We start from the raw sequence: 12,861 nt of genomic DNA on the forward strand, positions 1-12,861 counted from the left end.
ATACCTCCCGGTTTCAATATTCTCTAAGGGTTAAACCGCTCATACTCCGTGAGTATTGTCTATTTTACCTCTTTTTCACCGATGCGATTATGTTTTCGGCAATATCCTGCATATTGGGATAAAGATTGGCAGGGACAAAGCTTTCTCCTGCTTCGCACATTATTTTATACCTTGCACAAAGGTGATGGTTGCCTTTACAATACTTTTTTTTAAATATAGACCCGATCCCTCTTTCCATAGGCATCCTGTCATTATAAAAAGGACATACCTGCAATTTGGCACAATCCATAGCCCTTACTCCTTTCTTTGTTAATTTCTTTATATTTTAACACCTTGCTATGTAAATCTTCATATAAACTAATATTCCACTCTTTTATTTGCACCAGACTTCAATAGTATTTCAAATTCCTCTGCTGGCATCGGTTTATAATAATAATATCCCTGCACTTCATCACACATTTTCCCGTTGAGAAATTCCGACTGCAAAGCGGTTTCCACGCCTTCGGCAAGGACTTCAAGCTCCAGGCTCTTAGCCAAGTTAATGATGATTTTAGTTATAGCCTGGTCTTTTTCGTTGCCTTCAATGCCTTGTACGAATTGCATGTCAATTTTAATCCGATCGAGGGGAAGCATCTTCAATCGGCTTAAGGACGAGTATTCTGTTCCAAAGTCGTCAATGGAAATGGATACGCCCAGATTTTTCAGTTTATCTAATGTGTCTATAATATAATTCGCTTCATTAATTGCAATACTTTCCGTAATTTCCAATTCAAGATACTCAGGGCTCAAGCCTGTTTCCTTGAGAATACGATTCACGTTGTCAACCAAGTGGGGATTTTTAAATTGGGCGGCAGAAAGGTTTACGGCCATCCGCAGGTGAGGCATCCCCATATCCTGCCATTTCTTATTTTGGTTGCTTGCCGTCTTCAGTACCCACTCTCCAATGATGTTTATCAAACCGTTCTTTTCGGCCAACGGGATGAATATGCCCGGGGATATCATACCCAATTGCGGGTGATTCCAGCGCAATAAGGCTTCTACGCCGGTTATTTGGCCTGTATACAGTTTGATCTGGGGCTGATAAAAAATAACCAGCTCATTCCGTTCTTTGGCGTGATATAAACTGTTGGACAACATCATGTTTTGCTGAACTTCATCCTTCATATTCTCGGTGCATAGGACATATTGGTTCTTACCCTTAGATTTAGCCTTGTACATGGAAATATCAGCATTTTTGATTAATGTTTCCGGGTCCTCGCCGTCCACCGGATAAGTAGCGACACCTGCGCTACCTGTGATAAAGAACTCCTGCCCCCCTATATTAAACGGCCTTTCAAACAGCCCCATGAGCTTATCGGTGATCCTGGCAATGTCTTTACTATCGGGGATGCTGTTAATTAGGATCAGAAATTCATCGCCGCCGAAACGGGCAACCGTATCCGTTTTACGCAAACGCTGCGCCAGACTCTGCGCTACTTCCTGAATCAGCTTATCCCCGCCATTATGCCCCATGGTATCATTCACTGTCTTGAAGTTGTCCAGGTCCATGAACATGACGCCGACAAATTTTCCAGACCGTTTGGCCAGGTGAATGGCTTGGGTTAGCCTGTCCTCAAATAGAGTACGGTTAGGAAGGCCGGTCAGGTGGTCATAATAGGCCATGAATTCAATTTTTTTCTCAGCTTTGACTTTAATGAAACCGTCAGCCAGCAGGTTAGCCAGAATTTTAAGCAGCTTAATTTCATCTTCTGACCATTTCCTTGGCGACACAATGGAATCAATTCCAAGGAACCCCTGGATATTCCCGTTCCCCTCAATTGGAATGGCAACCAGGGACTTGACCTTTTCAAACTGTTTCTTTTCCGCGCCGGCTTCAGCCTTCAGTTTGCTTACATCTTCGACACAAACCGGTTTATTGCTTTTCAACTGTTCCGTCCACCAGGGGAATAGGCTGAGGGGGACATCCCGGATGGTGCCTATTTCCGGTTCTATTCCTTGAGTACACCATTCGTATGTATAGGTCATGGTGTTGTCTTCATGATTGAATAGGAATATATATGTACGGTCCACCTGAAAAAAGCGTCCTATTGCGTCCAGAAGATGATTGGTTTTTGCCTCAAAATTTGTTTGGTTTACACTTACAAAATCAAAAGAAATTTCCGAAATTATTTTTTGAAAACCTATTTGGCAAGCATTTTCCTTTAACTTTGATACGTAAATTTTATTAACATACAGTCCTATCCAGAGGGCCATGACAAATAGGCCTATCCGCAAAAGATAATGAAATCCGTCCACCTGAACCATGGCTTTAGGCTTGCATATCCAAATCAGGATCTGCGTTGCAATGGCAACAGCCGTTATCGAAAGCAGCAGGCTTCGTTTATTGAATATCAAAGAAATAATCATTAAAATAATAGGGAAAACCCAAACCGTTATGCCGGTATATTGCAAAAACCTAAGTGTGATCAGAGGGATGCTGGAAAGGAGTACAATCATATTCAGCGTATTTTTTATATTCTCGTTTTTTAAGCGCTGTATAATTTGGAAGGCAAAACCGGTGCCGAACAATAATCCGCCCGTTAATAGAGCAGAATATATATTGCCTGTACCTTGGAGCCTATGGGGTAGATACTCGGATAGAAAACCCAGCAAACCGGCTGCAAAATACCCAGCGGATAAATATTGGAACAATATGGCACGCATCTCATCATTGAGAATCAGTTCGTCTTGGTCGAGCATTTCCCGGTGCATCAAGCCGTAACGCTTGATTGAGTAATAAATGGCCATGATGGGGATTAAAGTGAATACTGGAGCCATTTGCGGCAACGGATTGGTTAGATTTGAGCTCAGGACAACATCCGTTAAACTTCCCAGCAATAAAGCCGCAAAAAGCGAAATACAAATCAGCATGGCTTGCATCCGTATGTTTTTATCCGTGGCTTTTCTCTGCCAAATAAAGACCAGCCCCAGACAGGCCAGGGTATATCCACCATAGTAAAAATAAAAAAACAAATCCCAGCCATTATTAACGGCTACATTAATCCAGCCGTAATCCAGCTTTATCAGGCTGTACTGAAGGGCTGCCATATTATCGGATAGAGAAAAAACGTATAGATTGATCAGTGCGGGAAAATACAGCATCAGACAGAACCAGCCGCGCTTTAAGACGCTGGTTTTGCCTGTCAATACCAATAGAAAATGCAGCAATATACTGTAGATAGATGACCAGCCGAGAGCGGAAATCCTTCTCCAGAATAGACAGGTCTTTAGATCCGGCGCGGAGTTGGCAATGGAAAATCCAAAAGACCATAGGCACAAAGAAATACAAACAATCAAAAACAATTTGTTCAAGCTTGCCTTAGGGTTTAAATGAATAATATATATTCCGAAAAAAAGATAGATGGCAAATGCAGTAAAAAACAATAAGGAAAATAACAGGGGTGCATATTCCATGAGATACTCCTCCAAAGGACTAACCACAACCGCTATAAAGCGGTTTGGATTATATTAAACGATTAAAGCTTTATAAAAGCTTTATACTTTAAATTTCTTAACCAAGCCTTGCAAATTATCTGCGCTGGCTTTAACATCATCCGTTTCCAATTTGATTTCATTAGCCTTATCCTTTATCTTAGAAACTTTATAGGAAATATGATTTGTTCCCTCGGACCCAGCCTCTGCGGCCTTTGCTATTTCGGTGATCCCTTCCGATACTGTTTTTATGGAGGCGAGCAGTTGCTGAGAGGTCGCACTTAACTCCGTGGCCCAATAGCTAATGGATTGAGCATCCTGATCATAGTTTTCACCGACAAGGACGGATTCCTTATAGCTGTCCACTACTTTTGTCTCGATATATTCCAGAGTTTGCCTGGAGCTGTTGGCCAGGTTTTCGACAGCTTTCAGGATAACGTCCAGAGTATCCTGGATCTCTTTCACCGTGCTTTTAGAGTTTTCCGCTAATTTTCGTATTTCCTCAGCAACGACGGAAAATCCCTTTCCGGCTTCGCCGGCTCTGGCCGATTCGATAGCCGCATTTAAAGCCAGCAGGTTGGTCTGGGAAGATATTTGCAAAATAACTTCGGATAAAGTCTTAATTTTATCGACTTCTTTGGCTTTTTCCAGAGCTTCATCCATACTTTTCTTAATGGTCAAACGAGTCTGGTCGGCCCCGGTCTGAAGCTTTAGTGAACTGTCCTTTAAGGCTACTGCCTTTTTGCTGATTTCATCGGCGGATAATGCGCCTTCCTGTGCTTTTACTGCAACGGTTTCCACTGCGCTTTCAATCTCATTGGAAGTTGCGGTAATTTCTTCAGTGGAGGAGGCGGTTTCTTCCATCCCTGCCGATAATTCCTGGACAGTTGCCGCAGCATCTTCTAACTCCATTGTGAGAGCCGCTATATTTTGATGGGACATTGCTACCAAAGCATTTACCTTTTGGGTCTCATTGACAATGCTTGTTACCATATTATGGACGCTGTTAATGAATAGGCGGAAATAGTTTGACATTTCTCCAATTTCATCATTCTGTTTAAGTAGTTCTTCGGATATTTCAAAGGTTAAATCAAATTCTCCTAATAATGTAGTATAATATTTCAGCTTTTCAAGATATTTTGTGATCCGCATCGCAAAGAAGTATACTACCATAAGGCTTAAAATGAGGAAAATTAAAGATGTAAGGATAGTATCCCGTTTTAGAATCGATAGCCCGGACAATAATTCTCCTTGTTCAACCTGTACTGCTACAGACCACTCCGAATAGGATATGGGGGAAAATCCAAGATACATTGGTACGTCATTATATTCATATTCCCCAAATCCGGTTTCGCCTTTTATCATCCGTTCCTTTATGACATTGTAATTTTTATTCTCCGATTCTTCGCCATTGCTTTCATGTGTCGTTGTGGCCGACGAGACCACACCGATTTCTCCAGCTCCAGCTGCTTTCGTTGCAGAAGAAACTGTAGCAGTTCCGCCAGTATTTATTTTTATCAAGTTGCTTAATATTTCTTTGTTGGAATGGGCGATGGTTCTGCCATCACTAGTCACAATAAATACGTTTCCCGTTTTACCGACGGATATCTCCTTTGCAAGATTGCTTAATTCATATCCATCCCTGATGGCGGCAACTACGCCGATAATGCTTTCTCCCGATTTAATGGGGACTGAAAAAATCATTTCAATATTGTTGACCTCTCCGTTTGCAATGGGATCCGATATGAAATTTTCGCCTTTTATGGCTTCTTGGAAATAGTCTGTGTTTTTTATATCGGCTTTTTGTCCGTCATTATATGCGGCATACCCGTGGGCATTGACCACTGCCATTCTTTTATATCCCTGCCGTTTTACTTCTTGGTTCAACAAGGCCTCAATACCTGGATTTTCTTCTTGTGTACTTCCAAAGGATATTATTTTTTCATTTGAGGCCAGTGCCTCTAAAGAGTTAATCTGGCTTGACATTTTAGTTTCAATAAGCCTTGCAGCTTCAAGGGCAATCTTTGGCAACATCTCTTCAATATTGCCGCTTAGTGAATTGTAAATGTTATGGTATGCCATAAGCCCTAATCCCGAGCATATGGCTGTCAATATTATACTCATCAAAATGACAATCTTAGTTTTTAAACTCCCTTTTCTTCTGGGCATTCTTTATCCGAAACCTCCTCATCATATTTTGCTATCAGTTTTATTTCAGCATCCTTTTCATGTTCCATACGGATTTTACAAAAGAATGTCTATGCAAATATCATATTGCTACCACATGAAACCTGCATGTCCAATCCCCCGTTGACCAGCAATCCGTTTCCTTGACGATAAATTTCCTGCCTGTATATACTTCCAGGATACCCATTATAAGGCCTTCATCATAATTACAGGTTGTTTCGCCGGTTACCGGCACACCTGAACAGTCCAGGTCTTCGGATACCTTCAAAATAAAGATCATATTGTCAAAATCCGCATGTTCGATCTCAAGTATCCCTATGCCCAGTTCAGCCATGTTTTGCCTGAGCAAACGAAAAAAGTCCGCAGGTGGAAGGCTGAGATCCAGCACATGTTCACAAAACTCTCTCCCCGCTAACCGTCCGGCTTCTACCAGGTTATGTTTAACTGCCTCTTTACCATAACTTTTCTCCAGGACGCTGCGGAGAGAATAATGGAACATCCTGTAAACAGCAACATGCATTTTCTCTCCCATAGCAGGCCTTCCCAGTTCAATGTCCCCAATATCTTTCCATTCAAAGTTTCCAAAGGTATCTTTCATTCTTTCTCCTTATAAACCATCCATGAAATAGAGTTAAAATTTATATTGTTTAAGCATTGACTCCAGTTGACCTGACAATTGAGCCAGGGCTTCTGCTGAAGAGGCGATTTCCTGTATTCCTGCCGATTGTTCTTCAGTAGCGGCAGAAATGGTTTGACTATTAGCTGCCGTTTCATTGGATATATCCCGTATTTTTTCTACTGCTGCGGTCACCTTGCTGCCGGAAGCTGACAGGACCTGAACACTTGCTGTAATTCCTTGAACCGCTTGATGGACATCGTCGATCTGTTGTTGAATGACTTCAAAGGATTTGCCTGCTGCTAAAACTACTTCCTGTCCTTTAAAGACTTCCTGTGCGCTTTTATCCATCCTGTCAATCGCAACTTGGATTTGGGACTGAACCTCATCTATAATTTGGGCAATACTTCCTGCTGATTCTTTCGCTTGTTCGGCAAGTTTGCGGACTTCATCCGCAACGACGGAAAAACCACGGCCATGTTCGCCGGCGCGGGCAGCTTCAATGGCTGCATTTAAAGCTAAAAGATTGGTCTGGGAAGCAATACCTGCAATGGTATCTACAATCTGGATGATTCTATCGGAAAAGTTTTCTAAACTTCGGATAGTACCTGCGGTATTCTGAACAATTCCATTAATGTTGGTAATAGAATCAATGGCATAGCGGAGCGCTTTTCCTCCTTCTAAGGCAGCCGAGGCCGATGATTGGGAGACATCCTCCACTGCACAAGTATGCTGGGCAATGCCGTTAATTTCTTCTCCGATTGCTTGCACGGTTTGAACCGTATCATTAGCAGCCTTGGCCTGATCCATTGCACCTGCCGCCACTTGAGATACCGTTGCGGCCACTTGGCCTGCCCCTTGGGCCGATTGTTCTGCACTTGCTTCCAGTTCCTCACTTGCAGAGGCAATTTGTGCCGCTGCCTGGCCGATCTGTTCCATGGTGGAGCGGAGCATGCCCGCCATATCTCTGAAATCTTGCTGGAGATGGCCTATTTCGTCCTTGCCTTTCACCAGGATGGTTTTGGATTGGGTAAAATCGCCGGACGCAATAATATTGGCCTGGTCGGCAATATTTCTGATGGGATCGGCTATATATTTTGCCCCTGCCAAAGCCACAATGGTGCTTAAGAGGGAAGTAATTAATGTAATCATAAAGGCGGAATTACGTTCTTTCATGACCGGGGCCATTGCTTCGTCATAAGTCATCCTGGCGGATACACCAAGGGAAGTCCCCGGAATGTTTGTATAGGCGGCGATAATTTTTGAACCGTTAAAAGTATAAATTTGACTGCCGGAGTGTCCTGCTGTGGCTTCTTTTACCATGGCCTGCAATTCTGGTGGAACCAGGGCTTTATCTTTTTCATCAGGGTTGATGAACTTAAGCGAGCCGACATATTCCTGGAACGGGTGGGCAAAGACCATGCCATTTTTACCATCAAAGGCAAAAGAATAATTGCTGTCATTCTTTTTGCCTGCGGCCACAATCCCTTGAAGGTTGTCGATATTGACGGAAATCCCCAGATATCTTTCAGGTGCGCCGGGAACCTTGACGGGCGTTGCAATCATGAGTGATGGTTTTTGGGTAGCCTGGGAGATGAGAATCTCATGGGATATAACCGTTTTTTTTGTTTTTTGAACTTCCTGCATGTATTCCCTGCCGGCCAGAGAACTTATTTCACCTTTTTCATTCAACCTATTGAGAGCCGAATCCGTCATGAAAACTGTGGAAAAAATGTGATTTTGTTCTTTTATAGCAAGCAGTTCTTTGATGATACTGTCCTTGTCGTCTGATGAAAAAACACTATTGTTGGCTGCTGTTTCCAGGGTGGAAACGGTTTTGGCTATTTCTGTTTCCAGTCTGGATGCTGTCAATATTGCAGTATTTAATTGTTCTTCTTTAACTGTTCTTTCAATTTCTGAGGCTCTGCCCTTATAACTGTATATCTCTACGGCAGCGACAGCTAAGGCAATAAGCAGCACGATCACGCAGACAAGTTTTGTGCGGATACTGATAAAACTCCTGTTTTTGTCTTTCCAGATGGCGTTCATTATATTGAATCCTCCTTTATAACTATATAAAAACTTTGTCCTCAGGCCCTGTTTTACTATTTAAGGCCTTCGGAGGTTCGTTACTATTGTATCAATGTGTTCTGAACATTTTCTGGACAATTTCAGAGAATATCTACGGAATATCGACAGATTATCTGTTAAAATTTCTCATCTTCAAGTAAAATATATAAATAGGAAGATTATTTGGAAGGATTCCTTATTATGAATAATATAAGAGTACAAAAGTCCTTTTTTTATATAATGTTGATCATAATGGCCGTAAGTATCGCCGTTCCGGGTATCCGCCAGTTGTCGTCAGATGCTCCTGAAGCTGTAAACGGGACGCTGGATCTGAGAAATTATGATACCACAGATAAAACGGTAAAATTGAGCGGGGAATGGGAATTTTATTTTGACCAGCTTCTCACGCCCAGCGACTTTAAAAGCGAGCAGCCTGCAGGGAGAAGTGTGCAAAAGCTTCCCTCATCCTGGCGGGCCTATCAAATACAGGGTATAAATTTACCATCCTATGGAACGGCCACCTACCGTCTTAAAATATTGCTTCCTGACGCCGGCGATTATGGAATAAAAATAACCTGTATCACTGCTTCAGCCAGGGTCTTTGCTGACGACCGGCAAATCATCGCTTGCGGAAGACCCGGAGACACACCCGCATCCACCGTTCACCAATATTATGCTGACACTGGCTATTTCTCCGCCGATAAGGATGAAACCGAAATCATTGTCCAGGTTGCCAATTATCTTCACTCCTCCGGCGGAATTCGTTATGAAATTTATTTTGGCGGCCAGCAAGCAATTACTTTTTTACGCTTGTATCATTTCTTTATTGACGTCGCCTTAATTTCCGGTCTGTTTTTTATGTCCGTTTACTTCTTCGGCTTGGGTCTGCAAAGAAAACGCAACCGCGAAGCGCTGTACTTTGCTTCTTATTGTTTATTTTCAGCAATTTACGCCGGTACTTGCTCGGAAGGTCTTATCAACTATGCTTTTCGGTTTATAAGCTATACCACGTCGCTCAAAATTATGACGTTCTCCCTAATCTTGAACCTGTACTCTTTATTCAAGTATGTCTATTATGCTTTTAAGGTGTCTTATTCTCGCTGGGTCAATATGATCATTAACGGAATTACCGTCTTTTTTGTACTGTTGACCTGTTTTACCAATTTTTATATATCCACTTACGCTTCCTCTATCCTTTTTCTGGGAAATATTTATGTTATTTCTTTGACATTGCGTATTATCCTTAAATATATCCATACCAACATTGAAGGCAGGTATTACCTTTACACCGCTACATTCAGTTCCGTTATTTTATTAATAACCAGTTTTTGCGTTCTTGCCCTGCATATAGAATCGAACTTTTTTATTCCCGTCTTTCAGCCGATTTTTGTTTTATCCCTGGCGCTATACATGTCGGAGAAATATGAAAATTCCTATATAACTATTGAAGAGCTCAGCGAAAGGCTGGTTGTTTTAGACAAACTGAAAGACGACTTTCTGGCCAAAACCTCTCATGAACTGAAAACGCCGTTAAATGGCATTATCAATATTTCCCAATCCCTTTTAGACGGAGCAGGAGGAAGTTTAAATGTAAACCAAACTGAAGATATCCGGCTGATTACCAGAATAGGCAAACGACTTTCCACTTTGGTTTATGATATTTTAGACTATTCGAGATTGAAGGTTATGGATATCAAATTAAATATCACCTGCCTGGACGTACACCAGGTAGTGGAATCAACAGTAGAAATTTTCAGCTATCTGATTAAAGGAAAACCTGTTATTCTGGAAAATAAAATACCGCCGGATCAATATATTATCCTGGCGGATGAAAACAGGCTGAAACAGATTATCACCAACTTACTGGACAATAGCGTAAAATTCACGGCACAAGGAAGCATTGTGATCGACTGCCGCCAGGATGGAGAGTTCCTTTTGATTGAAATCAGGGATACAGGCATCGGCATTCCTGAAAGCAAACTAAAAGATATTTTTACTTCCTATGAGCAGATTGAAGAACAATCAACCGGTACGGATGGGACAGGCATCGGCTTGACAATAACCAAGCAGCTTGTTGAGCTTCATCAAGGGCAGATCTTTGCCCAATCGGAGCCGGGACAAGGGGCATGCTTTACTTTCTCCATGCCCCTTGCCAAAGACAACAAGCTTTTGGGAGCATTGCCAGGAAAATATGAGGAATACGGTTTACCCCAACCTTCAATGGTTGAAAAACTGCCGCATACGGTCAATGTGGGAGGAGAGTTTTTCATCCTTGCTGTTGATGATGAATACTCAAATTTAAAAGCCCTGTTAAATATACTGACGGTCTGCCAATACAATGTTACCATTGCCGGAAATGCAGAATCAGCTCTAAATCTTCTCAAGGGGCCTATAAAATACAATCTTTGTATCCTTGATGTCATGATGCCGGGCATGAGCGGCTATGAAGCATGTCGAAAAGTCAGGGAAGTTTATTCCCCTCTGGAACTTCCTGTACTTATGCTCACAGCCAAAGCGCTTCCTGAAGATCTGGAGGCCGGTTTTATGTCGGGAGCTAATGACTTCATACAGAAGCCCTTTGAAATCGGAGAGCTAAAATGCCGGGTCAATACACTTGTCCAGTTGAAAAAATCCATGGATTTGCTGCTGGAAAAGGAAACAGCTTTTTTGCAGGCCCAAATCAGGCCCCATTTTTTATTCAATGCTTTAAATACTATTAGTTCTTTTTGTTATACCAATCCTGCAAAGGCAGGGGAACTGCTTTCGGAATTAGGCGTTTTTTTAAGGAACACCTTCGATTTCTCCAGTACCTCTTCTTTTATAGCCATTGAAAAAGAACTCAGGCTGGTTAAGGCTTATGTGGCCATAGAACAAGCCAGGTTTGGCAAACGGCTTGAGATGGAATACAACATTGATCCCGCTGTCTTAAAGTATAGCATCCTTCCTCTCTTGATCCAGCCAATTGTGGAAAATTCCATCCGGCATGGCTTGATGAAAAGAAACCAAGGAGGGAAAGTTGCTTTAAATCTGACTCTTTGGGAAGGCCGGATTAAAGTGGAAGTCATAGACAATGGCGTCGGTATGGCCGCTCCGATCTTGAAGGGCTTGATGAAGCTAAACCATGAAGGCAGCGGTGTTGGTTTGAAGAATGTCAACCGCAGGCTGTTAAGTTTTTACGGTTCGGGTTTAGAAATTTCAAGCGCAGAAGGCCAGGGAACGGCAATATCGTTTAATATACCGGCAAGATATAGCTAATTCAGTATATAAGCCTATTTATAATAAGAGAATCTATTTTTGGGGGTAGTATGTATTATGTTAAAGGCAATTATTGTAGATAATGAGGAACCTGCCATCAATGTCCTGAAAATATTATTGGAAAGAACAAGACAGGTAACGGTGACTAACAGCTTTCTCAGTGCGGCGGATGCCTTAGCAGGGTTAAAAAAGGCAAAACCGGATGTTGCATTTCTGGATATTGAAATGCCCGAAACAAATGGCCTGGAGTTGGCCGTAAATATTTTGGCAATCTACAGTGACGTTGAAATCATCTTTGTAACCGCGTATGATCAATATGCCTTGAATGCCTTCCGGGTCAATGCTTTGGATTATCTGTTAAAACCCATATCTTTTGAAGATATCGAGCAAACGGTCGACCGCTTTATCAAAAGAAAAGTTCTATTGGCAGGCTCCAATCATAGACTTCCGGGTAATGGGCGAATTTATTGCTTTGGTAAATTCTCAGTATACGGCGCCGAAAATAAGCAACCTGTCAAGTGGCGTACTTCCAAGGCGGAAGAACTATTTGCCTATATGTTACAAAACTTAGAAAAGGAAGTCCCAAAATGGAAAATCTGTGAAGCTCTCTGGCCCGAATATGATCAGGAAAAGGTGGATATTCAACTTCATACAACCATATATAAGATGAAAAAGGTTTTATCCTCAGCCGGGATAAATTTTAATTTCAGTTTTATCAATGGCTGCTATTGGATGAGTCTTCCACAAGTATACGTTGATACGGTTGAGTTTGATTCTCAAACAGCTTTCTCTGTACCTGTTGAAGAAGGTACTATAGAAAAATATGAAAAAGCCCTTTTATTATATAAGGGAGATTATTTAGAGGATAATGACTATTTATGGTCTTTACCCCAAAAAGAGGCCTATTTTAAAAAATATTACAAGTTGGCAACTTCCATCGTGATTTACTATATGCAAAGAAATGATTACATAGCAGCCGAAAAAATACTTGGCGAAATCCTGGAGAAATCTCCTTTAAATGAGGCCGCTCATGAAATGCTTTTAAAATGCTATTTTGTCAAAAGGGATCAGGTTGCATTTATTACCCATTATCAGGTTGTACAGGAACTATTCAAGGCTGAGCTGGGAATTAAGCCGAGCAAGTCGATACAGGCTCTGTATAATAGTATTCAATTATAATAAAACTGATTTAGGAATGAAGCTGTATATTCATTAACAAGCTATATTGCTCGGCGGTTTTTATGGGATGCGGCGTAGTGAGT

Annotated in this window: 7 protein-coding genes; 2 read left to right on the forward strand and 5 right to left on the reverse strand. The window is 41.7% G+C overall.

Translation table 11 applies throughout. The annotated features are described in order from the left end of the window. Positions 1-64 precede the first annotated feature (64 nt). From OXPF_RS08530 to OXPF_RS08550, 5 genes are all read right to left on the reverse strand, one after another. Complete coding sequence (locus tag OXPF_RS08530) at positions 65-289, reverse strand: hypothetical protein (protein WP_054874780.1); 225 nt, start codon at positions 287-289, stop codon at positions 65-67. A gap of 68 nt (positions 290-357) precedes the next feature. Continuing rightward, entirely contained in the window at positions 358-3,453 is a 3,096-nt protein-coding gene (locus tag OXPF_RS08535; RefSeq protein ID WP_083479785.1) for an EAL domain-containing protein, read from the reverse strand. An 81-nt stretch (positions 3,454-3,534) separates the two neighbouring features. Further along, positions 3,535-5,640, reverse strand: coding sequence for a methyl-accepting chemotaxis protein (locus OXPF_RS08540; RefSeq protein ID WP_054874781.1), 2,106 nt, complete (start codon positions 5,638-5,640; stop codon positions 3,535-3,537). Between the two features lie 100 nt (positions 5,641-5,740). Then, positions 5,741-6,256 carry a V4R domain-containing protein gene (locus OXPF_RS08545; protein WP_054874782.1) on the reverse strand — a complete coding sequence of 172 codons (516 nt, stop codon included), beginning with the start codon at positions 6,254-6,256 and terminating at the stop codon, positions 5,741-5,743. A gap of 33 nt (positions 6,257-6,289) precedes the next feature. Further along, entirely contained in the window at positions 6,290-8,323 is a 2,034-nt protein-coding gene (locus tag OXPF_RS08550) for a methyl-accepting chemotaxis protein (protein WP_054874783.1), read from the reverse strand. A 222-nt stretch (positions 8,324-8,545) separates the two neighbouring features. On the opposite strand from OXPF_RS08550, the gene OXPF_RS08555 reads away from it, so the two are divergent. After that, positions 8,546-11,599, forward strand: a complete 3,054-nt coding sequence (locus OXPF_RS08555; protein WP_054874962.1) for a hybrid sensor histidine kinase/response regulator — start codon at positions 8,546-8,548, stop codon at positions 11,597-11,599. A 57-nt stretch (positions 11,600-11,656) separates the two neighbouring features. Continuing rightward, on the forward strand, positions 11,657-12,778 hold the full coding sequence (locus tag OXPF_RS08560) for a response regulator (RefSeq protein ID WP_054874784.1): 1,122 nt from the start codon (positions 11,657-11,659) through the stop codon (positions 12,776-12,778). Positions 12,779-12,861: the final 83 nt, after the last annotated feature.

It is taken from the genome of Oxobacter pfennigii (genome assembly GCF_001317355.1).
Taxonomy (GTDB): Bacteria; Bacillota; Clostridia; order Clostridiales; family Oxobacteraceae; genus Oxobacter; species Oxobacter pfennigii.

What these genes read in the sequence shown, in the direction of transcription:
- OXPF_RS08560 (WP_054874784.1), top strand. Translation starts at nt 11,657, where the DNA reads ATGTTAAAGGCAATTATTGTAGATAATGAGGAACCTGCCATCAATGTC.
- OXPF_RS08545 (WP_054874782.1), bottom strand. Translation starts at nt 6,256, where the DNA reads ATGAAAGATACCTTTGGAAACTTTGAATGGAAAGATATTGGGGACATT.
- OXPF_RS08535 (WP_083479785.1), bottom strand. Translation starts at nt 3,453, where the DNA reads ATGGAATATGCACCCCTGTTATTTTCCTTATTGTTTTTTACTGCATTT.
- OXPF_RS08550 (WP_054874783.1), bottom strand. Translation starts at nt 8,323, where the DNA reads ATGAACGCCATCTGGAAAGACAAAAACAGGAGTTTTATCAGTATCCGC.
- OXPF_RS08540 (WP_054874781.1), bottom strand. Translation starts at nt 5,640, where the DNA reads ATGCCCAGAAGAAAAGGGAGTTTAAAAACTAAGATTGTCATTTTGATG.
- OXPF_RS08555 (WP_054874962.1), top strand. Translation starts at nt 8,546, where the DNA reads ATGAATAATATAAGAGTACAAAAGTCCTTTTTTTATATAATGTTGATC.
- OXPF_RS08530 (WP_054874780.1), bottom strand. Translation starts at nt 289, where the DNA reads ATGGATTGTGCCAAATTGCAGGTATGTCCTTTTTATAATGACAGGATG.